This window comes from Roseiarcus fermentans, assembly GCF_003315135.1.
In the GTDB taxonomy this organism is placed as follows: domain Bacteria; phylum Pseudomonadota; class Alphaproteobacteria; order Rhizobiales; family Beijerinckiaceae; genus Roseiarcus; species Roseiarcus fermentans.
Window position 1 is genome coordinate 72,416 of record NZ_QNRK01000020.1, and the last position, 21,910, is coordinate 94,325.

Below are 21,910 nucleotides of genomic sequence, written 5' to 3' on the forward strand. Positions count from 1 at the left end.
CTTGTCAGTTGGCGCAAAACCTTTGTCGCGCGGTCTCGGAGGACATGTGGCTCAACCGGTCAAGGCCGTCCCAGGCGAGGGCGTTGTTTTTGAGGATGTAGTCACGATTTTCAGGATAACGTTCCGCGCGCCAGCCGGTGACGAGAACCGTGACCAGGAAGCGCGTGGCGATAAGATCCGGCAGAAGCTCAAACTCGTCCGGGGAGAGCGGGATAACGCTCTGATAGGCGTCAATGAAATCGCGAGGCCCTTCAAGCGCGTCGGCTGATGCCGATAGATGGTGGGCGGCTCCGATGGCCACGTCGTTGACGAGCTGGGTTCGAACAAGGTCCCCGAAATCGATGACGCCTGCGACTCGGTCAGGGTCCGTAGGATCGACCAGGACATTATGCGTGCTGAAGTCGTTGTGAACAACCTGGGTGCGCAGCCCCGGCAAGCGCGGTCTGACCGCGGCCTCGAAACGATGCAATGCTGTCTGTGCAAGGGCGAACTTCTCGCGTCCGCGCACGGACGCAAGCAGCGGCTCCAGCCGATGGGCGTGCTTGATATCCCAGGCGAGTTCGTAGTCAGCTGAGGGATGGCGAAAATTGGCGAGCGCCAGGCCGAGTCGCGCAAGTGTCGAGCCAAGCTCACGACGCTGGTCGCGGGTTCTTGGCGTCTCGTGCAGCGATCGACCCTGCAAGAAGCTGAGCAACCGCACAGTCCGGGGGGCGCTCTCGCCGATCGCCACGCGGACCGCAGTCGCGCCGCCGAGGGTTTTGCAGACGCGCGGAACCGGAAGATGCGGATCAGCGCCCGCAATCCACAGCAGCGCCGCTGTCTGCAAGTTTGTTATGTCGGGCGATTCGGCCGGATTGGTGATCTTGAGCACGGAGTCGACGCCGGTCGCGTCACGTAAACGGAACATCTCGTCCCGCTCGCTCGCGAGCCTCTTTGCCGAAGTCTCCAGACCGAAATGTTCACGCGCAATGTCGACGGCCTCGCTTTCGGAGACTCGGGGCGATGGCGTCGAAAGAATCGTCGCAAGGATCGCATCAGTACGGGACATGGGAGCCCGATCCAACTGTGTGCTGCTGTTTGACTGGACAGCGACAATTCGGCGCGGAATGGCAGTCCGGGCTTCCGACAAGGCGGCCCGCAAGGTCCGACCGCTCGTGCGAGGAACTCCTCGCCGTTCCATGATTGCGGGTCGAAGCCATGCTCAAATCACCTTCTCGGATTTCATCAGCGCCAAATCGATGTCCGAGACGCCGAGCAGATCGCGCAACACCTCCTCCGTGTGCTCCCCAAGCATAGGCGCCGCGCGATAGTCTACGGGCGAATCCGACAGGTTCAGCGGACTCTTGAGCGTCGGTACGTTCACGTTTGTTTTGTGTCGGGCCTCTTTCTGTATGCCACGATGGCGCACCTGCGGGTCCGCGAACACTTGAGCAAGCGTATTGATGGGCCCACAAGGCACGCCCGCGGCGCTCAGCCTGCGCACCAGGTGCGCCGTATCATGAATGGAGAGGGCCTTCGCAAGAAGCGCGAACAGCGCGGCGCGGTTTTGGACGCGATGGGTGTTGGTGTCGAAGCGGGGGTCTCGCTTCAACTCCGGTTGGTCGATGGCGTCTGCTAGAGCCTGGAATTGTCCGTTATTGCCTGCCGCAACGATGATTTCGCCATCTGCCGTCGCAAACACTTCAGACGGAGCCGCGACCGGGTTGGCGTTGCCTATGCGGGCTGGCGTCTTGCCGGTCATGAGATAGCCGAGCGCCAAGTGTCCGCTGACGGAGACGGAAGCGTCGAGCATGACGGAATCGATAAATTGGCCACGCCCTGTCTGATCGCGCTGCATCAGCGCGCCTAGAATGGAGATGGTCGCGTAGAGCCCCGTGAAAACATCCGTGATCGGCACTGACGTTCGCATCGGACCTGCGCCCGGAACGCCATCCGGGCGCCCGCATGTGCTCATCAAGCCGGACATTCCCTGTAGGACAAAATCATAGGCAGGTCGCGTCGCGTACGGGCCCTCCTGTCCGAAGCCAGTCATGGAGCAATAGATGAGGCGAGGATTTTCTCGTCTCAGCGACTCGTAATCGAGGCCATATCGCTTCAGCGATTGCGCTTTATAGTTCTCGACCAGCACGTCCGATTGTGCCGCAAGCCGTCGCACCAAATCCTGACCTCGCTCTGTCGTGATGTCGACAGCAACGGATTTCTTGCTCCGGTTGAATGCCAGGAAGAAGGCGGAATCGTTTGTCTCGGCGCCGGATTGGTCCTTGAGAAACGGCCCCATTCGCCGGGTGTCGTCGCCATCGCCCGGCTTTTCGATCTTGATGACCTCTGCGCCGAGATCGGCGAGCGTTTGGGTCGCTAAAGGTCCCCCAACAACGCGGGTAAGATCGAGGACGCGCACATCGCCCAGAACAGTCATGCCGGCCTCGCAAACTTTGGGAAACATGCAATCAGACATTGGCGTTGCGCCGGCCGCGAGCGCCCAAAGTGGTCCGTTTCGTCTTGCATCGGGCGCATGTCGATCACCATTCGATCTCCCCGGGATCCCGTGGGACGCAATCTTAACAGGGATTCCCACCGCATTCAATATATGAAATGTCATTCCGGTTTCTGAATGACAAAGCCCCTGAGCGCCCGGGAGTCTGCGCTGCGGCGGCGATCTTGCGGACGAACGGCCGCGTCACCTCCTGCTCCTCAGCGGCCACGGAATGCTGGAGGTCGACAATCACCGCATCTTCGTCGGCAGGGCCGCAACCCTCGCAGGGTTCCGGGCGCGAAGAGTATCCCCAGGAGGTTCAGAGCTGGGCTTACGTCCACGAAGCTTCGGCCGCCAAGCAGGCTGGCCCATTCTCCTTGGCCGTCCAGAGCTTCAGCATGTCGCCTTGATCGGTCGCATGGAGCGCAAACCCGTCATCGTCGAAGAGCGGAAAGAGGCCACGAAAGATGAACCGGCTCGGCGGCGCGCCGCGCAGCTCGGTGGCGTAGTTGCAGAGGAGCGCCGCCTGCATCGGCGCATGGACGACGAGCCCGGGATAGCCCTCGACCTGGGTCGCGTAGCGGCGGTCGTAATGGATGCGGTGACTGTTGAAGGTCAACGCCGAATAGCGGAACAGCAGCGGCGGCTCAACCTTCATCGGGCGCTGATGATCGCCTTGCTCAGCCTGCGGGACGTTCGTCACGCGGGCCGGCGCGTCGAGGCCGCGATAGACAATATCCTGCCTTTCCTCGAGCACGAGCCGACCGTTCGCCTCGAGGCGATGCCGCGCCGTGACAAAGCAGAGCGCGCCGGTTCGGCCTTCCTTCAGTACGACATCCTCTATTCGCGAAAAGCGCTTCACCGCGTCGTTGACCTTCAGATCGCCGTGGAAGGCAAGGGCGCCGCCGGCCCACATGCGGCGTGGCAGCGGTACGGGGGGCAAAAAGCCGCCGCGCGCCAGATGACCGTCCGCCCCGAGTTGTTCTGTCGGGACAGCCGGCTGAGCGAGGCAGAAATGGATAAGCGGCGGGACGGCCTCGCCGGGTTTGGGCGGCTCGCCCGGGAAATTGAAGGTCGCATGATATTTACGGACCAGATCCTCGCTGACAATGTCGACACCGATGGCCTCGCGACCGATCCAACCGCGCAATTGCGCGATGTCGACGACTGGAGACGTCTTGCTCAACACTAGTAGGACCTCGGCATATCGAGCACATGCTCAGCGATGTAGGACAAGATCAGATTTGTCGAGATCGGTGCGACCTGGTAGAGGCGCGTTTCGCGGAATTTCCGCTCGATGTCGTATTCCTCGGCGAAACCGAAGCCGCCGTGGGTCTGGATACAGGCGTTGGCCGCCTCGAAGGAAGCGTCGGCTGCGAGCATCTTGGCCATGTTGGCCTCCGCGCCGGAGTTTTCTTCGGCCTCGTAGCGGCGGATCGCCTCGCGCACCATGAGCTCGGCCGCGCGCATATTCGCGTAGGCTTTCGCGATTGGGAACTGGACGCCCTGGTTCTGCCCGATCGGGCGGCCGAACACATGCCGCTCCTTCGCGTAGGACGACGCCTTCTCGATGAACCATTTCGCATCGCCGATACATTCCGAAGCGATCAGGATGCGCTCGGCATTCATGCCCGAGAGGATGTAGCGGAAGCCCTCGCCTTCCTCGCCGACGAGGTTCTCCGCCGGCACGCGGACATTGTCGAAGAACACCTCGGTCGTGGCGTGGTTCATCATGGTCCGGATCGGCCGGATGGTGAGCCCGGCCTTGAGCGCTTCGCGCATGTCGAGGATGAACACAGAGAGCCCGGCCGTGCGCTTGGCGGTTTCCTCGCGCGGGGTGGTCCGGGCGAGCAACAACATCAGGTCCGACTGGGCGGCGCGGCTCGTCCAGATTTTTTGGCCGTTGACGACGTAGTGGTCGTCTTGTCGTCGCGCGCTCGTTCGCAGCGCCGTCGTGTCCGTGCCGCTACCGGGTTCCGTCACGCCGAAGGCTTGGAGCCGCAGTTCGCCGGCTGCAATCCTGGGCAGATATCGCCGCTTCTGTTGCAGCGAACCATGCCGCAGCACCGTTCCCATCACATACATCTGCGCATGGCAGGCGGCGCCGTTGCAGCCTTGCCGCTGGATCTCCTCCATGATGACCGCCGCGGCCGACAGCGGTAGGCCAGCGCCGCCATACTCCTCAGGGATGAGCGCCGACAGGAAGCCGCTCGCCGTCAGGGCCGCGACGAAGTCCGCCGGGTAGGCCATCTCGCGGTCGAGTTTTCGCCAGTACTCGCCCGGAAAGCCGTGGCAAACCTTCGCGACTGCGTCGCGGATCTCCGAATGGTTGGACGCATGATACATAGGAACCTCTGAAATATCAGGAGCGTCGGCGACCGCACGTCCGGTTTGACTCGCCACGAGCAGGGTTCGACTCAGCGGTGATGTGCGCATCTTTGGTTGAGAGCCTGGCGCCTTCCCGACCTGCTGCGCCAGACCCTGAGATCCTTGTCGGAGCGGACACGAGCGAGTCCCGTTTGCCGCGGCTTTTCGCGACGACCGCAGAGCAACGGGCGCGTCGTTCGCCTCCGGAGCAAAAGCACCGCGGTCGCAGCCGCAGCGCCGATGCTCGCCACGCGACCGGTCTGATCGTCACGGCTCCGCCGCAACGTCGCCGGCTGCAGCGTTCCCTCTTTGTTTGCGCTTCTCTGATCAAGATCCCCGCCTCTTGCGATTGACGCTTCCCATCGCCGCCCCCGTCGTGTATCGCATTCACAACAGAGAGTGCCTTTCACAATTCAGTGGACGCTATTCATATATGAGCCGCGCCGCCAATCAAGGCCCATCGCCAAAATCGCCTGCCACGCCCGCGACGCAACGGCGATCCGCAGGTCGCTGGCGCAATGGGGAGCGTGCGCCGCTTCGTGGCCGTCGCGCACACAGAGGCGGGCGGCGGCGCGGGGATCGAATGGCGCGCACGCTCGCGAGCGAGCCGCCCGTGGGTTCTCCAAAGCGCGGCCAGGCGTCCACTGTGTCGGCGTCGGGCGGTCGCCAAGGCGGGACATCGAACCGCGGGCTGTGGATCTCGCTATCGCGCTAACTGGACAGGCGTCGTGAGCAGTGTCCGCTGGGCGAGCGCCGCATCGCGGCGGGATGCGTGGCGCCGATGAGCAAGGAACGCTTCCATGAGGGCAATGTCGTCGTCCGCTGTCTGGACTTTCGACGACTTTCAGCCGGGGTTGGTGCTGGGACGCCCCGCGATCGCTTTGGATGCGCTGCGGCTCGCTCATTGGACAGCGATCTACGGCTCATCCTCGGCGACGCCCGACCGCTTGCCATCGGGGCTGCTCGTTGCAGCCATGATGGAATCCTATCTTCGCGCCGTTCAGCCCCGGCCGCCCGGAAACATTCACGCCAGGCAGGGGCTGAAATTCAGCGGCACAGCAAAACCTGGCGAAGAACTTCGGGCTGAAGTCGCATGCATCGGCAAGGAACTGAGCAGAGAGCGTCGTTGGGTCACCTTCGGCGTAACGCTCCGCTGCGGAATCCAAAATGTGCTGAGCGGCGAAATTCAAACGATCTGGGCCAGGTGAGGAGCCGCCGATGACGCTCGGTCCAAAAATCGCCCCGCCGCCCGAACTGGTGTGGACGCAGCTGCAGACCGACGCCGAGACCGTGCGTCGCTATGCGGAACTGACCGCGGACTTCAATCCCATTCATCTCGACCCGGAGTTCGCCAAGGGAACTCCGTTCGGCGTTCCGATTGTCCACGGCACCCTGGGGCTCAATCTGGTGATCGAGTCCATCGAGAGAACGTTCGGGACACTCCCGGCCGGCGTGTCGATCGAAGTGAGGTTCAGCAGGCCGGTGCCTGTGGGTTCAATCATCCGCGCCGGCGGAAGCCTCCGCGACCCCACAACCGGAACCTACGAGATTTTTGTCGAGACCCATGACGGCCAGCGCGCTCTGGAGGGCGCCTGCGTGATCGGCGTTCCCGACTGACACGAAACAAGACCGGAGCCAATCGAGAATGACGGACGCAGTCGACGACGCCACATTCAGCCAGCTGGAGAACGCCGTTCAACGTTTCGTCGCCGAACGCCTCGTTCCCAATGAGATGCGTCTCGAGATCGAGGACGAAGTCCCAGAAGACATCGTCGCAGAGATGAGGGACCTTGGCCTGTTCGGCCTGACGATCCCGCCGGAGTACGGCGGCCTCGGCCTCAATGCGCGCCAGGAAACCCGGCTCGCACAGATCTTCGGTCACACGGCGCTGGCCTTCAGGTCGGTGTTCGGGACCAATATCGGCATCGGCGCTCGCGGCCTGATCCTCGAAGGCACCGACGAGCAGAAGCAGAACCACCTGCCGAAGCTCGCCAGTGGCGAGCTGATTTCCGCCTTTGCGCTGACCGAGCCCGATACCGGCTCCGACCCCGCGAGTCTGACCACGCGCGCCGTCCGCGACGGCGACGACTACGTGATCAGCGGCGTCAAGCGATACATCACCAATGCGCAGCGCGCCGGGCTGTTCACCGTGATGGCGCGCACAGAGTTCGACAAGCTCGGCGCCGACGCGATCTCGGCGTTTCTCGTGCCGCGCGAAACGCCGGGCGTCACCGTCGGCAAGAAGGACCGCAAGATGGGGCAGCGCGGCACGACGACCTCGGACGTGATGTTCGACAATGTTCGGGCGCCGGCCAGCGCGATCATCGGCGAAATTCCCGGCCGCGGCTTCCGGCTCGCCATGCGCGTCCTCGATCGCGGACGCATCCATATCGCTGCGCTGGCCACCGGAATGTGCGATCGGCTGATCGCCGAGATGGTGGGCTTCGCCAAGGAGCGGCGCCAGTTCGGCAAACCGATCGCCGAGTATCAACTCGTCCAGGCGATGATCGCGGACAGCCACACCGAATATTTGGCCGCCAGGTCATTGGTCGAGCACACGGCTGCGCTCTACGACCGCGACGGCGCCGCACGGACGGAAGCGTCCGCCGCCAAATACTTTGCGACCGAGGCGGTCGGCCGCGTCGCCGATCGCGCGGTCCAGGTTCACGGCGGCGCTGGCTACATGAGCGAATACGCGGTCGAACGCTTCTATCGAGACGTGCGCCTGCTCCGCATTTACGAAGGCACGAGCCAGATCCAACAATTGCTGATCGCCCGTCAGGTTATCAAGGGGACTTGATTATGGACGCCGCCAAAATGCTCGACGGCAAGGTCGTTCTGGTCACTGGATCGGGCGGCGGGATCGGGCGCGATATCGCGCTGATGGCCGGCGCGCACGGCGCCAGGGTCGTGGTCAACGATGTCGGAGCCACGCTTGACGGTCGCGGCCAGGACCGTGGACCCGCGGACAGCGTCGCTGAAGAGATTCGATCCGCGGGCGGAATCGCCGTCGCCAACTTTGACAGCGTCGCTGAGTCGGAGGGAGCGGAACGGATCGTGCGCAGCGCAATCGATGCGTTCGGACATCTCGATGGCGTCGTCAACAACGCCGGCATTCTGCGCGACGTCATTTTCCATAAGATGTCGCCCGAGCAATGGGACCAGGTCCTGAAGGTTCACCTCTATGGCAGCTTCAACGTCAGCAGGATCGCCGCCACCTGCTTCAAGGAGCAGCAGTCCGGCGCGCTGGTCCACATGACCTCGACCTCGGGGTTGATCGGCAACTTGGCCCAGGCGAACTATTCGGCGGCAAAGCTCGGCATCGTCGGACTGTCCAAGTCGATCGCGCTCGACATGCGCCGCTTCGGTGTCCGCTCGAATTGCGTCGCCCCCTTCGCTTGGAGCCGCATGGTCAGCGCCATCAAGATCGACTCGCTCGAGCAGCAGGAGCGTGTCACGCGCCTGCAACAGATGACGCCGGCCAAGGTCGCGCCGCTGGTGGTCTATCTCCTTTCCAGCCGCGCGACGAGCGTGACCGGACAGATATTCTGCGTCCGCAACAACGAGATCTTCTTATTCAGTCAACCGCGGCCGGTCCGCTCCGTGCAACGCGAGCAGGGATGGACGCCGGAGCAGGTCGCGGACCATGCGATGCCGGCGCTATCGGCGAGCTTTCATCAGCTCGACGTCTCGGCCGACGTGTTTTCCTGGGACCCGGTCTGAATCCGCTGCTCGCGAAGAAGGATATCGAGACATGCGCCGCGCTGCGATCGTCAGCCCACTGCGCACACCCGTCGGCCGGTTCGGAGGAGCGCTGAAGGACCTTTCCGTCGAGGGTCTCGGGGCGATCCTGGTCAACGCTTTGCTTGAGCGGACGAGGCTGGATCCGGCCCTCGTCGAGGACGTGGTGTTCGCACAGTCCTACGCCAATTCCGAAACGCCGTGCGTCGGACGCTGGATCGCGCTCGAGGCGGGGCTGCCGATCGGCGTGCCGGGCATGCAGATCGATCGGCGTTGCGGCGGGGGCCTCCAATCGGTCGTGACGGCGGCGATGATGGTGCAGACCGGCGCCTGCGACGTCGTCATCGCCGGCGGCGTGGAGAGCATGAGCAACATCGAGCACTACACGACCGGCGTCCGATGGGGGACGCGCTCCGGTTCGCCCATCCTGTACGACAGGCTCGATCGCGGACGCGAGCGCTCGCAGCCGGTCCATCGCTTCGGCCATATCTCCGGCATGATCGAGACGGCCGAGAACCTGTCGCGGAAATACGCGATCTCGCGCGAAGCAGCCGACAGCTACGCCGCGGGCAGTCACAAGCGCGCGGCTGATGCGTGGGCGGATGGTCGCATGGCGGCGGAGGTCGTCCCGGTCAGCGTACCGGTGACGCGCGGTGAAGCTGTCGTCGTCGGGCAAGACGAAGGCGTCCGCGCCGACACGACCGCCGAGTCGCTTGCTCGTCTGCGCCCCATCCGGTCGGGCGGGACGGTGACGGCCGGCAACGCCGCGCAGCAGAATGATGCGGCCGCCGTCTGCCTGGTCGTCGCAGAGGATCGGCTGGACACGCTCGGCGTCACGCCGGACGCCTTTCTGGTCGGCTGGGCCGCAGCCGGATGCGAACCTGCAGAGATGGGGATCGGGCCGGTCCCCGCGACCGAGAAGCTCATGCGCCGGATCGGCTTGTCGGTCGCTGACATGGACCTGATCGAGATCAACGAGGCTTTCGCCTGTCAGGTTCTCGCCGTGCTCCAGTCCTGGCGCGGGGTCGACGAACAGCGAGTCAATGTCAACGGCTCGGGCATTTCGCTGGGACATCCGATCGGCGCGACCGGAGTCCGCATCCTGACGACGCTCGTGCACGAAATGAAACGCCGAGGCGCTCGCTATGGGCTCGAGACGATGTGCGTCGGCGGCGGCCAGGGCGTCGCAGCCGTCTTCGAGCGTGCATGAGGCATACGGATATGCCGACCGTCGTCGAACTCGACTGTCTCGACTTCGCGGCGCTGGTCCGGCCCGGGGAGATGATCTGCTGGGGCCAGGCCTCGGCCGAGCCGCTGGCGCTGACGAGCCGCCTCATGGCGCAACGGCAAAGGGTCGGCGGTTTTAGAGCTTTCATCGGCATCAGTCTGTCCGAGACGCCAGACCCCGCTTATGCAGACAGCGTGCGGTTCAGCTCGTTCTGCGGAACGGGGACCAACAGGAGATTGGCGTCGGCCGGCGTGCTCGACATATTTCCGGCGCACTATTCCGACCTGCCGGGCGTGCTGGGCGAGAAGGTCGATGTGCTCATGCTGCAACTCGCCGAGCACCCGCAAGGCGGCCGCTTCAGCCTGTCTTGCGCGAGCGACTATGTCGAGGATCTGGCGAAATCCGCCAGGATCGTGATCGCCGAGGTCAATCGGCAAGCGCCCTATACTTCGGCCGAGATCGCCATCGACGATATCGACGTGATCGTCCGAACGGATCGACGCTTGCTCGAAATGGGGCGGCGCGAACCGAGCGAACTCGACCTCAGGATCGCTGCGAATGTGGCGGCGCTGATCGAGGATGGGGCGACGCTGCAATTCGGTCTCGGAGCCCTGTCCGATCGCGTTGCGGATTTGCTGAGCGATCGCCGGGAGCTCGGACTCCACACCGGCGTCCTCACGGACGGCGCAATGCGCCTGATCGAGGGCGGCGCGATAACAAATTCTCGCAAGCCGATCGATACGGGGTATTCGGTCGCGGGCACGCTGCTCGGAAGCGGCAGGCTGCTCGCCTTCGCGCACATGAACGCATCGATCCGATTGCGCCCTGTCGGCGTCACGCATGCATTCGGGACGCTGGCGGCGCTTCCCGCTCTCACCGCGATCAATTCGGCGCTGGAGGTGGACCTTTTCGGTCAGATCAACACCGAGGCGGTTGGCAAGGACTATGTCGGGGCCATCGGAGGCGCCGTCGACTTTCTGCGAGGGGCGCGCGCGTCGAAAGGGGGGCTGCCCATAATCGCCTTGCCGTCGGTGGCGCATGTTAACGGCGAAACGAAAAGCAGGATCGTCCCCCGTCTCTCAGGCGCCGCAACGATCGCCCGCGCCGACGCGGCGATTATCGTAACCGAACATGGCGCCGTCGACCTGCGGGGGCTGTCGCTGCTCGAGCGCGTTGGAAGTCTCATTTCAATTGCGGCGCCGCAGTTCCGTGACGAGCTGATGGCCTCGACGCGAACGCGATAGGACGCTTCGATCTCTCCTGGTCCCAGAGGGCCGTCCGCGCGGGCGCATAACTGAAGGCCCTTCCCGCCGCGAGGAAGGCCGTCGCATTTTTCAGGCGCGGACCGGTGGCAGCCGGTTCTTCCACGGCCGCGCAGTTTCGAGCTGCGCGGCGAGCCGAAACAGCATCGCCTCGTCGCCGAAATGTGCGGTGAACATCATGCCGAGAGGGAGCCCGGCGGCGTTCCAGGCGAGCGGCGCTGACATTGATGGCTGACCGCTCATATTGAACATGCTCGTGCCCGGCACGTAGCGACGCAGCAATGGCCGGATCTCGCCAAGTCGATCGGACATGGTGTCGATTTCGCCGATCCGCACCGGCGGCTGGCACAAGGTCGGCGAGAGGAAGATGTCGCAGCGCTCGAAGAAGCTGGTGAGGCTCCTCTTGATGAGAAACGCGCGTTGCAGCGCGACGACGTAATCAATTGCGCTGACGCTCCGCGCGGCGTCCGCGTAGGCGAGCGTCAGCTTTTCGAAGTCGTCAGACGTCATAGGGCGACCAAACGCCTCCTCGGCGGATCGCAGCGCGGCGCCGGTGTTGGCGGAGATGACGGCGGGGGCGACCGTCGAAGGATCGGCGGCGAGTACGGGCGCGCGTTCCTCGACATGATGGCCAAGGCCTTCGAGCATCCGTGCGACGTCCCGCACGGCGGCGGCGACCTCGGAGTCGATGGCGTCGCCATGAGGCGTCCTGTCGGTGAACGAGATGCGCAGACGGCCGGGATCGCGGCCGACCTCCTCGAGGAACGAGCGCTCGGGCTCGGGCGCATAATAGAGGCTCGTCGCCTCGGGGCCGTGTGTGGCGTCGAGCATCGCCGCGCTGTCGCGCACGCTGATGCTGACGACGTGGCTGCACGAGAAGCCGCCCCAGCCCTCGCCCTTGTCCGGTCCGACCGGGGTGCGGGCGCGTGTCGGCTTCAGGCCGAAGACGCCGCAGGCCGACGCCGGAATCCGAATCGAGCCGCCACCGTCGGTCGCGTGGGCCATTGGGAGGATCCGCGCCGCAACGGCCGCCGCGGCGCCGCCAGATGAGCCGCCGGACGAGTGATCGAGATTCCAGGGATTGCGTGTGGGGCCGTGCAAGCGACATTCCGTGGTCGGCATGCAGCCGAGTTCCGGGCTGGCGCTTTTGCCGAAGATGGTGAGCCCGGCGGCGAGATGGCGTTCGGCGATCGTGCCGGTGTGATCGGCGACATGATCCTTGTAGAGGTTTGCGCCGAATGTGGTTCGGGTTCCCTTGATGAGGTCGAGGTCCTTGAGAAGGAACGGCACTCCGGTGAACGGCCCTTCCGGGAGGCCTGCCTCGATCTGGCGCCGAGCGAAGTCCTCATGGCGGACCACGACAGCGTTGATGGCGGGATCGACGCGCTCGGTGCGCGCCACGGCTTCATCAAGGAGTTCGCGCGCGCTGACCTCTTTTCGGCGAACCAGTTCGGCCAACCCCAAGGCGTCGTAGTCGCCAAATTCCTCAAAAGCCATGCGTGTCTCTCAAAGTCCTCGAATGCGCTCGACGGATTTCGTGGTCACGAGGTGCGGCCACGCCGTCGGGAGAGTGCGCTTCCCAAGCCAGAGGCGGGTTGTCGTTCAGGCCGCCGGCTGCGGAAACGCTCCCAGTACTTTCTCGACGAGGGCCGAATCGTTATATTCCCTGATCTGTTTGATCCGCCCGTTCTCGATCCGGAACACCATGCAATAGTCGTTGTCGTAGCGGACGCCGGCCTTCGTGACGTTATCGCCCCTGGCTTCGACAACGACGGTGTCGCCTTCGGCAATGAAGTTATAAGCGACGGTGCGCATTCGGTCCGCCAGCAACGAGCGGACGTGCGCTCCGAGCCCGAGAACGGCGTCGCGACCCTGGAACGTCCGCGACCACGACCATTGGCCCGTGATGACCCAGCTTACATCGTCGGCAAGATGGTCGACGAGGGTGCTGCCACTGCGATTGGCGGAATCAGCAAAGATCTGTTGCACGAGCTTCTTGTTTTCAAGGGCGTCCATGGCGCGCTCCGTTGGGAAGGATGAATGTTGGCTCTCTTCTGGGCTGACCGGGAACGCGGACGCTCGCGCCAGTTCCTGGTCGCGCATCGAAGGTTGGCGCCGCGCCGTCGACGTCGGATCGGCGAGCGTCCGACGGCGAGGGCCGCCGGGCATAGACTCGAATTCGGTTGTGCGTTCGCTCTGGCTCCAACGTCACGCGGCCTCCCAGCGCCGGAGGCGACGCAAAGCCGCCTCGTACTCTTGCGCGAGACGCTCTACGATCTCAGCGGTGGGCAGGACCTCTTTGATATTGCCGGCCCCTTGCCCCGCGCTCCAGATGTCCTTCCATGCCGCGGGCTTTGCGCCGCCCGTGGCAAAGTTCATTTTACGCGTCTCGGCGCTGCGCACCTCTTCGAGATCGAGTCCAGCTCGCACAATGCTGTTGACCAGATAGTTTCCGTGAGCCCCCGAGAACAGAGGCGTGTAGAGGATGTCGGCAGACGTCGCCTCGACGAGCATTTGCTTGTGAAGCGGATTGGCCATCGATTCTTGCGACGCGATGAACCGTGTTCCCAAATAGGCGAGGTCCGCCCCGATCGCCCTCGCAGCGAGAATGGAGCCGCCTTCGGACATGGCGCCTGCGAGAACCACGATCCCGTCATAGAACGATTTCACTTCGTTCACGAAGGCGAATGGATTCAACGTCCCGCCGTGACCGCCCGCGCCCGCACACACCAGGATGAGCCCGTCCACGCCCGCTTCAGCCGCCCTCTTTGCGTGTCGAAGAGCGACGACATCGTGCAGCACGATGCCGCCGTATCCATGAACGGCCTCAACCACCTTGTCGGGGGCGGACAGGGATGTGATCACGATCGGGACCTCGTAGCTGACACAGGTCGCGAGGTCCTGCTCCAGACGTTTGTTACTCGGATGAACGATCAGGTTCACCGCGTAAGGCGCCGCCTTTTGCTTGGTCTTCGCCTCGAATTCGGAAATCCGGAACTCGATTTGAGAGAGCCACGCGTCAAGTTCTTCCTGAGGTCGGGCGTTGAGGGCGGGAAAGGCTCCAACGACCCCCGCGCAACATTGCGCCGCCACCAGATCTACGCCCGAGACAAGAAACATAGGCGCAGCGATCACCGGAAGCCTCAATCGGCCAGCCAAGACTGCGGGGACCACCATTATGAAGACTCGCTGGTTTGGCAGCGCATGTTAACGCGCCGCCCGTATGTGGCGTTCGGATTGAACAAGGCGACACAACACGCCGCCCTGCCTATCTCTGCGCTTTCTGGTTGAGTCGATTTCTACGATGAGAGGTATTTTGTCGCCGAAAGCGAAGAGCCTCTTGGGACCCCGCGAGTTCAAGGCTGCGTTCGCGGCGATTGATTCCTCGTCGATCCTCAAATGATGATCACGTCGTTCGAGATGGTTCCGAAATCCGCCGGGTCAGGTCGATCCGACGTTGATGATGTCGCCGAACATTGTCCAACTTTGACCGTTGAAGCGCATGAGCCGCATGGACTCGATCGGACCGAAGTTCGTGTCGGACGTGCTCAGCGTGATGCCCGGCAACAGCATCGGGATGCGGACGTGGTCCATGTGCGTGGCGGCGTGCATGATCGCCTCGCGGCCAGCGTTCGGTCCTGCCGCTTCGAGCACGTGCGCCATGGTCTGGGCCACGGCCCAGGCGTAGGACGTCATGGAGTCGTTCTGGTCGCCGTCGGGATACCACTTGCTCATGAACGAGCGCCAAGCCAGCATGTCGGGATTCGTCGCCCACTGCGGGTCGCTCGGGTCCATCAAATAGGTGGCCGAAATGATGCCCTTGGAGGCGTCGAGCCCAGCGGGGGTCAACACGCCGCCGACCGAGACCGCGACGATGCTGAGGAAGCGCTGCGCGTCCCAACCGATCTCGTGGCTCTTCTTGATCGCCTGGGCGGCGAATTTCGACGTGGCCACGATTAGAAACACATTGGCGCCCGAGGCCTGCAAATTGATCACTTGCGAGTCCACGGTCGGATCGGCGATCTCATAGAGCGCCGTCGCCGCGACCTGGTCACTCTTGTCGCCCAGGCCCTGCTTGAGACCGTTGAGGTAATCCTTGCCGAAGTCATCGTTCTGGTAGAGCACAGCGATCTTTGCGTGGTCGATGTTATCCCTTATGTACTTGCCATAGACCTTCCCCTCTGCAAAGTAACTGGGTTGCCAGGCGGTCGTCCAAGGAAAATTATGCGGGTCGTTAAATTTGCTGCTTGCCGACAGCACGAAAAGTTGCGGGATCTTGTTCGTGTTACAATATTTTCGGATAGCGAGGTTATTCGCTGTGCCGAATGTTTGGAACAGGATATCGACCTCGTCTTGCTCGACCAGGCGGCGGATCTGCTCAACGGTCTTGGGTGGCGAGTAGGCGTCGTCGTAGGAGATGAAGTCGATCTGCCGGCCGTGAATCCCGCCTTCAGCGTTGACCTTCTTGAAATAGGCCGCGAGGGTCTTGCCGCCCGTGCCGTAGGACGACGCGGGGCCCGAGTAGGCAAAGGTGTTGCCAATCTTGATGACCTCCGCGCCGAAAGCCGGAACCGTCGCCGCCGCGGTGAGCGCCGCCGCGTTGGCGAGAACTGAGCGTCGAGTGAACATTGATATGACCTCCACGGGATGTATCTAACAGGCGCGCCTTCACAAGAGTCGTTTGAACCGGTCGACCGCGGCGCGGATCACGCCGTCCGCGCCCTGTGGGGCGAGATAGATGACGAGGATGAGCAACACGCCGTAGCAGGCGCCCGCGAGCCCCTTCGAGATCTCCTCCGCCACGTTGGGGATGAAGACCACGAAAACCGCGCCGATCAGCGCGCCGGGCAGCCACCCCACGCCCCCGATGACGAGCCCGACCAGCAACTGCACGGAAAGCGCGAACGTAAAGCTGTCGGGGGCGACAAACTGAATGACGATGGCGCCCAGGGAACCGGCCACGCCGGTGATCATCGCAGAGACGCCGAAGGCAGTGGCCTTATAGAGAGAAGTATTGACCCCCATTGAGCTCGCCGCGATGGGGTTGTCGCGGATCGCCATGAATGCGCGCCCCGTGCGGCTGTGCACGATGTTGTGAACCAACCAGTATAGGAGCAGGCCGATAGCCAAAGTGAGAAAGTAGAGCCACTGATCAGAGTTCAATGGCAGTCCGAAGGGCGCGCCGGGCTTGGTGATGACGATGCCCTGCACGCCGCCGGTAAAGCCTTCGAAGGGCGAGAGCTTCAGCAGTTGCGGCGTTGTCACGGCGAGCGCGAAGGTCGCCAGCGCCAGATACACGCCTTCCAGTCTGAGCGCAGGAAGCCCGAACAGAAAGCCCGCCACGAAGCAGAGAGCCGCCGCGATTGGGAGGGTCCAAGCATAGTGCAGCCCGAACGTCTCCATCAGGATTGCGGCAGTGTAGGCTCCGAGCGCATAGAAGGCGCCGTGGCCGAGCGAGAACTGGCCGTTGACGCCAATCAGTAGGTTCAGTCCGAGGATGGCGATCGCGTAGACCATCACCACCGTCGTCTGGAAGATGAAAAAGTTCTTTGAGATGAATGGCAAAGTCACCGCGACAAGCAGGAGTAGCCCGAAGAAGATCGTACGCGCCCCCACCTTTGGTCTGGCCGCTGCGCCGGCCGGCCAGGGGGCGGAGGAACCCAAGTCGCTCATTTTTCCTTCCGAAGTCGACATGTCAGACCCTCTGCACCGTGCGCCGGCCGAGCAAACCGGCGGGCTTGACCAAGAGCACTGCGACGATCAGAAAGAGCGCTATGGACAGCTTCAGCTCGCCGCCGATGACGGGGATGTATGTGCCGGCGAGGTTCTCCACGATGCCGACGATGAAGCCTCCGAGCACCGCGCCCAGGGGGCTGGACAACCCGCCAAGCACCGCTCCGGCGAAGCCATACAGCAGGATCGACAGCATCATGTTTGGCTCCAGGAACACCACCGGCGCGATCAGCAGGCCCGCGAGCGCGCCGATGGCCGAGGCCATGCCCCAGCCGAGCCCGTTCATGAGACTGACACGCACGCCGACCAACCGAGCGCTTTCCGGGTTTACCGACGCCGCCCGCATGGAGAGGCCCACTCGGGTGAAGCGAAAGAACGCCCAGAGCAAGCTCAGCACGATCATGGTGACGACCAACATGCCCGCCTGGTGCTTGCCGATCGGCGCGCCCGGGTATAGCGCCCCTTCGCCGAAGGGCGAGGGGACCGGCTTGATCGTGAAGCCCCAGATGAAGCCGGCGGCCGAGTTGAAGATGGCGAAGAGCGCGATGAAGATCACGACGTGCGATAGGACAGGCGCGTTCTCGATCGGCCTCACCACGATCCGCTCGATCGCCAAGCCGCCGGCGAAGCTGATCGCCATGACGAGCGGGAAGACAGCCCAGTAGGGGGCGCCCCAGGCGAGGAGCTGCCAACCAAGGTAGGTGGAGAACATCGCCATCTCGCCCTGGGCGAAGTTCAGGTGGTGGATGGCTTGGTAAATCATCACGACGGCGAGCGCCATGCAGGCGTATATGCCCCCAGTGGCGAAGCCGGCGATGACCTGGTGAATGAAAAGATCCAAGCGCGGCTCCTCAATACCCGAGATAAGAGGCGCGGACGCCTTCGTCTTCGCGGATGATCTTCGCCTCTCCGGACATGACGATTGAGCCCGTTTCGATCAGATAGGCTTGGTCGGCGAATCGAAGAGCAAGCGAAGCGTTCTGCTCCACGATCAGCATCGACACTCCGCTCTCGCGCTTCACCTCGGCGAGGATCTCGAAGATGTGCTTGGTGATCATGGGCGCGAGGCCGAACGACGGCTCGTCAAGCAGCATCAGCTTGGGGCGCAGCATTAGGGCCCGGGCGATGGCGAGCATCTGCTGCTCGCCACCCGAAAGCGTGCCCGCTTGCTGGCTCCGCCGCTCCTTGAGACGCGGAAAAATGCTGTAGCAACGTTCGATGTCGAGCGAGATATCCCTGCCGTTGGGCCGGGTCATCGCGCCAAGGTGGAGGTTCTCCTCCGTGGTGAGCGTGGCGAAGGTGCCGCGCCCTTCGGGCACCTGAGCGATGCCAAGGCGCACAATCGATTCCGTAGGCATGCGCTCGATACGCTTTCCGGCGAACCTGATCTCGCCGCGGCGGCGCACAGTCCCGCAGATGGCGCGCAGCGTAGTGGTCTTGCCCGCGCCATTGGCGCCGAGCAGGGCGGTCACGCCGCCCTCGGCCACTTCGAAATCGAGCCCTCGCAGGACCGTCCGGTCGCCGTAAGAGGCCTCGAGTCCTCTGACCTCTAGAATTGCGCTCATTCGTCCCCTCCGCCAAGATACGCAGAGATGACTTCGGGGTGCTTCTGCATCTCCTCGGGAGTGCCCTCGGCGATCTTGCGGCCGAAGTTGAGCACCACGACGCGATCCGAGACGGACATGACCAGGCCCATGTGATGCTCCACCAGCAGTACGGTGACGTCGCCCTCGTCGCGCACTTTGAGGATCAAACCGCCGAGCTCCTGCACTTCATCGTGGTTGAGGCCGCCGGCCGGCTCGTCCAGCAGCAGCAGCTTGGGCTTGGCGGCCATGGCGCGAGCCAATTCGACGCGCTTCTGCCAACCGAAGGGCAGTCCGGCGACAAGACGGTCGGCGACCTCGCCAAGCTCCAGCCAGTCGATCAACTCCTGCGCGGCCCGGTCGATCTCGCGTTCGCTCCGACGCGCGGAAGGTAGGCGCAGGGCGTCGGAGGCGACGTTGGAGCGCGAGGCGGAATGCGCGCCGACACGAACATTGTCGCGCACCGTGAGATTATGGAACGAGGCGACGTTCTGGAACGTCCGCCCGATGCCCATTCCGGCCATTTTGTGAGCGGGCTGGCGAAGGATCGTCCGGCCCAGCAAACGGATGTCGCCGGAGGACGGCGTATAGAGGCGCGACAGGCAATTGAAGAGCGTCGTCTTGCCCGCGCCGTTGGGTCCAATCAGACCGAGAATTGCGCCCGCACGGATGTCGAAGCTCACGCCGTCGAGCGCCAGTACGCCCCCGAAGCGGACGGTAACGTCGCGAACTTCAATGACAGGCTGTCCGGCGTCGGCGCGTATGTCGTCCGCAGCGGCGCTCATGCGCGAGCGCATTCCCTTAGGGTCTGCCCAGCCCATCGCGCCGTCTCGGCGGCGCGCATGCATTTCAAGACCACGATGTCCTCCTTGCGGTCGCGCCGAGGCCTGGCATCGTGCGCCAGGCCGGGCGCCAGTGGGCGATTGGTCATCCAAAACGCTACCCTCTCGCGCACATTTTTTCGATACTGAATGACATTTATATTTCTTTGCATACCAAGCAGGATTTGAAAAGGCCCGTGGACGAGAATCGCGGCGCGGCCCCGTGCGGTCACGCGCGTGCCGCCGATTGCGTCTGTGGGATGAGATGGGCCAAGGTCGGGTCTCAGTCGCGTCGATGAGAAACGCGCCTGGCGGAACCATAGCTTGGGCGCGATCATTCCGCCTTCAGGCAAAGCTCAGGCGCGCTCGACAGCCGTTCTTTGGTTCACGGGGGCGGACTGAGGACGCCCGCGTCATTGGGCGGGTCTCCGCCCTCTCGGGACCGCGCGTCCTGCCGCGATGCGGCGTTCGGACTGCCGGACGCCGCGAGACACTCCGAACAGCGACTCGCTGATCCAATCAGCCGAATCGCGGAGATCCGCGGCGAGCCGTTCGATATCGCGTTTTGGCAGCTGCCCGGCGATATTGATTCCGCTGACGCCCAGTCGCGGCTTGCCTGAAGGATCGGTGATGACTGCGGCGGCGATCTCGAGCCCAACGAAAAGGTGACCGAAATCATAGGCGAAGCCGTCCTGCTTCGCGCGCTCGACATCTTCGGCATAGGCCTCGAAGGCAGGTGGAGACTGCCAATTCAGCGCGTCGAATCGCTGTTTTAACTCGCTCCGCGGCAGGTTCCGCAGCGCTGCATAACAGCGACCGATAGCGCCGACATAGGTCGGGAGGCGCGATCCGTGCGAGATGTCCACGCGCACTGTCCGTGCCGACGAGACGCGATCGATCAGCAGGATTCGCTCGCTGTCCGTAATCTGCCAAAGACAGATAAGACTCTTGTGCTCGCCGGAGAGGCGCTGCAACTCGGGCCGAATGAGGTTTGCCTGATCCGCGCCGAGCAGCGGCAGCGAGAACTCCAGCACCCCCAATCCGATCCGGTAGGTCTTGGCCTCGGGGTCGAAATCGACCAACCGCTCGCTCGCAAGCGTTCGCAAGATGTTGAAGCATGTGCTCACGCTCACGCCGGTTTCACGAGCGATGGTGGTGACGCCTGCCGATTCCCCTCGCTGAGTGAGCGACCTGAGGATTGCGATCGCGTTGGCGACGGCTCCGACGATCTTTAGGGAGGGGTCTTGATCAGCGGCCGCGCTCATGTATGAATGGCTTTCAGGATTGTGAATGTCGCTCCCTATAGAGAATGCCATACACGACCGGGGTCGCGATCGGAAGGGGCTACGTCGCGGGCGAGGCGGTTCGCGCGGGCGCAGCGGCAAGCCTCCCGGCGATCGTGACCTCGCACCGAACATAAGACCATTGGCGGCGCAAACGAAGTGAGATCGTCGAGAATGTCGAAGGCCTCGTCTGTGACACATATGGGAACGCTTGGGCTGTTCACAGGCATCCCGCAGTACGAAAATTTCTGCCGCCTGAAGGACATGATGAACTCCCGAGAAATGGCGGCGGCGAAGCGGCCCCATCAGTTTCGAGAGGGCGTCCGGATGGTGCTTCCTGCGGAGTATGAATTCGAGGGGCGGAGGCGAAGGCTCGCGAATTTGATTGAAGATACGCACACATCCGCGCTTTTCGTGCTCCAGGATGGCGAGGTTCGTTTCGAACGGTACTGGCTTACTGGCGGCCGAGACGTCCATTGGATTTCGTTCTCTGTCGCCAAGAGTTTCGTCTCCGCTTTGGTCGGGATCGCGATCTCCGAAGGCTTCATTTCCAGCATCGAAGAGCCGATCACGGCATATCTCCCGATCCTGGTCGGATCCGGCTATGAAGACGTTCGCATCAAGGATGTGATGCAGATGTCGTCTGGCGCGCGATGGAACGAGGACTACAGCGACCCGACATCTGAGATCTTCAAGATGAGGGCGGCGCTGCTTCCCGGAGGATCTCTGGATGAGTTCTTGAAGAGCGTGGTCGGTGACACGAAGCCCGGTACAATGTGCCGATATGCGTCCGCTGACACTCAAGCTCTCGGACTTCTTATTACAGAGACGACGGGATGCTCGCTTTCCGAATATATGCAAAAGAAGTTGTGTGAACCGCTCGGTATGGAATCGCCTGGATATTGGTTGCTGGATGGACGCGGCCGCGAAATGGCTTATGCGGGCCTCAACTTAACGGCTCGCGATTTTGCAAAGATTGGAGAGCTTTATCGCAACAAGGGCGTTTGGGAGGAGCGGCAGGTTGTTCCAGCGGAGTGGGTCGCTGCGTCGACCAAGGCGGACGCGCCTCACCTCGCGCCCGGTCGACCGGTGGTTGGCGATCACACAATGCCGATGGGCTATGGATATCAATGGTGGCTTCCCGACGGAGACGAAGGAGAATTCAGCGGCATAGGCATCTACAATCAGTTCGTCTACGTCGATCCATCGCGTCGCGTCGTCATCGTGAAACTCTCGGCCAATCCCCTCTTCGGCACGTCGGGCGGCGAGAAAACTCAAAGGGATGTCGAAAATATAGAGGCGTTGCGGGCCATCGCCAGGAGCTTAGACCGTCAATAGAAGCGCCAATGGCGAGATCTACGACGACTCGTCTCCGCTGTCGTAGGACGGCAGGAAGAGTTCTGAACTGTCACTTGAGGC

Annotated in this window: 20 protein-coding genes; 7 read left to right on the forward strand and 13 right to left on the reverse strand. The window is 63.1% G+C overall.

What is annotated here, in order from left to right; all coding sequences use genetic code 11:
* Positions 1-4: 4 nt before the first annotated feature.
* The 4 genes from DFR50_RS17835 to DFR50_RS17850 all read right to left on the reverse strand — a co-directional run bounded on the left by DFR50_RS17835 (position 5) and on the right by DFR50_RS17850 (position 4,819).
* Positions 5-1,048 carry a phosphotransferase gene (locus DFR50_RS17835; protein ID WP_170153266.1) on the reverse strand — a complete coding sequence of 348 codons (1,044 nt, stop codon included), beginning with the start codon at positions 1,046-1,048 and terminating at the stop codon, positions 5-7.
* 153 nt (positions 1,049-1,201) lie between these two features.
* Entirely contained in the window at positions 1,202-2,416 is a 1,215-nt protein-coding gene (locus tag DFR50_RS17840) for a CaiB/BaiF CoA transferase family protein (RefSeq protein ID WP_113890623.1), read from the reverse strand.
* Positions 2,417-2,804: 388 nt separating this feature from the next.
* Positions 2,805-3,659 (reverse strand): HTD2 family dehydratase, encoded by an 855-nt coding sequence (locus DFR50_RS17845; RefSeq protein ID WP_113890624.1) that lies wholly within the window; start codon positions 3,657-3,659, stop codon positions 2,805-2,807.
* Positions 3,660-3,661: 2 nt separating this feature from the next.
* The gene (locus DFR50_RS17850) at positions 3,662-4,819 is read right to left on the reverse strand and encodes an acyl-CoA dehydrogenase family protein (RefSeq protein ID WP_170153267.1); all 1,158 of its coding nucleotides are present in this window, start codon (positions 4,817-4,819) and stop codon (positions 3,662-3,664) included.
* Between the two features lie 821 nt (positions 4,820-5,640).
* Between DFR50_RS17850 and DFR50_RS31495 the strand changes: the two genes are divergently transcribed.
* The 6 genes from DFR50_RS31495 to DFR50_RS17875 are packed head-to-tail and all read left to right on the forward strand — an operon-like array spanning position 5,641 to position 11,053.
* Positions 5,641-6,048 (forward strand): MaoC family dehydratase, encoded by a 408-nt coding sequence (locus tag DFR50_RS31495; RefSeq protein WP_147262802.1) that lies wholly within the window; start codon positions 5,641-5,643, stop codon positions 6,046-6,048.
* 10 nt (positions 6,049-6,058) lie between these two features.
* Complete coding sequence (locus DFR50_RS17855) at positions 6,059-6,457, forward strand: MaoC family dehydratase (protein ID WP_113890625.1); 399 nt, start codon at positions 6,059-6,061, stop codon at positions 6,455-6,457.
* Between the two features lie 28 nt (positions 6,458-6,485).
* On the forward strand, positions 6,486-7,640 hold the full coding sequence (locus DFR50_RS17860; RefSeq protein ID WP_113890626.1) for an acyl-CoA dehydrogenase family protein: 1,155 nt from the start codon (positions 6,486-6,488) through the stop codon (positions 7,638-7,640).
* Positions 7,641-7,642: 2 nt separating this feature from the next.
* On the forward strand, positions 7,643-8,563 hold the full coding sequence (locus tag DFR50_RS17865) for an SDR family NAD(P)-dependent oxidoreductase (RefSeq protein ID WP_210208953.1): 921 nt from the start codon (positions 7,643-7,645) through the stop codon (positions 8,561-8,563).
* A gap of 31 nt (positions 8,564-8,594) precedes the next feature.
* Complete coding sequence (locus DFR50_RS17870) at positions 8,595-9,791, forward strand: acetyl-CoA C-acetyltransferase (RefSeq protein ID WP_113890627.1); 1,197 nt, start codon at positions 8,595-8,597, stop codon at positions 9,789-9,791.
* An 11-nt stretch (positions 9,792-9,802) separates the two neighbouring features.
* Positions 9,803-11,053 carry an acetyl-CoA hydrolase/transferase family protein gene (locus tag DFR50_RS17875; RefSeq protein ID WP_113890628.1) on the forward strand — a complete coding sequence of 417 codons (1,251 nt, stop codon included), beginning with the start codon at positions 9,803-9,805 and terminating at the stop codon, positions 11,051-11,053.
* 90 nt (positions 11,054-11,143) lie between these two features.
* Here DFR50_RS17875 and DFR50_RS17880 read toward each other — a convergent pair whose 3' ends face one another.
* The 9 genes from DFR50_RS17880 to DFR50_RS31500 form a co-directional block, all read right to left on the reverse strand.
* A complete protein-coding gene (locus tag DFR50_RS17880; protein ID WP_113890629.1) occupies positions 11,144-12,568 on the reverse strand; it encodes an amidase in 1,425 nt (474 codons plus the stop codon).
* Positions 12,569-12,673: 105 nt separating this feature from the next.
* Entirely contained in the window at positions 12,674-13,087 is a 414-nt protein-coding gene (locus DFR50_RS17885; RefSeq protein WP_113890630.1) for a nuclear transport factor 2 family protein, read from the reverse strand.
* Between the two features lie 192 nt (positions 13,088-13,279).
* Positions 13,280-14,248 carry an NAD(P)H-dependent flavin oxidoreductase gene (locus DFR50_RS17890; protein WP_113890631.1) on the reverse strand — a complete coding sequence of 323 codons (969 nt, stop codon included), beginning with the start codon at positions 14,246-14,248 and terminating at the stop codon, positions 13,280-13,282.
* 264 nt (positions 14,249-14,512) lie between these two features.
* A complete protein-coding gene (locus tag DFR50_RS17895) occupies positions 14,513-15,700 on the reverse strand; it encodes an ABC transporter substrate-binding protein (RefSeq protein ID WP_113890632.1) in 1,188 nt (395 codons plus the stop codon).
* Between the two features lie 39 nt (positions 15,701-15,739).
* Complete coding sequence (locus DFR50_RS17900; RefSeq protein WP_113890633.1) at positions 15,740-16,744, reverse strand: branched-chain amino acid ABC transporter permease; 1,005 nt, start codon at positions 16,742-16,744, stop codon at positions 15,740-15,742.
* A 22-nt stretch (positions 16,745-16,766) separates the two neighbouring features.
* On the reverse strand, positions 16,767-17,645 hold the full coding sequence (locus DFR50_RS17905) for a branched-chain amino acid ABC transporter permease (RefSeq protein WP_113890634.1): 879 nt from the start codon (positions 17,643-17,645) through the stop codon (positions 16,767-16,769).
* A gap of 10 nt (positions 17,646-17,655) precedes the next feature.
* Positions 17,656-18,369, reverse strand: coding sequence for an ABC transporter ATP-binding protein (locus tag DFR50_RS17910; protein ID WP_113890635.1), 714 nt, complete (start codon positions 18,367-18,369; stop codon positions 17,656-17,658).
* Entirely contained in the window at positions 18,366-19,172 is an 807-nt protein-coding gene (locus tag DFR50_RS17915) for an ABC transporter ATP-binding protein (RefSeq protein WP_113890670.1), read from the reverse strand. Before DFR50_RS17915 ends, DFR50_RS17910 begins: the two co-directional genes overlap by 4 nt.
* A 449-nt stretch (positions 19,173-19,621) precedes the next feature.
* Complete coding sequence (locus tag DFR50_RS31500; protein ID WP_170153268.1) at positions 19,622-20,473, reverse strand: IclR family transcriptional regulator; 852 nt, start codon at positions 20,471-20,473, stop codon at positions 19,622-19,624.
* A 192-nt stretch (positions 20,474-20,665) separates the two neighbouring features.
* Between DFR50_RS31500 and DFR50_RS17925 the strand changes: the two genes are divergently transcribed.
* A complete protein-coding gene (locus DFR50_RS17925) occupies positions 20,666-21,829 on the forward strand; it encodes a serine hydrolase domain-containing protein (RefSeq protein WP_113890636.1) in 1,164 nt (387 codons plus the stop codon).
* The last annotated feature ends 81 nt before the right edge of the window (positions 21,830-21,910 follow it).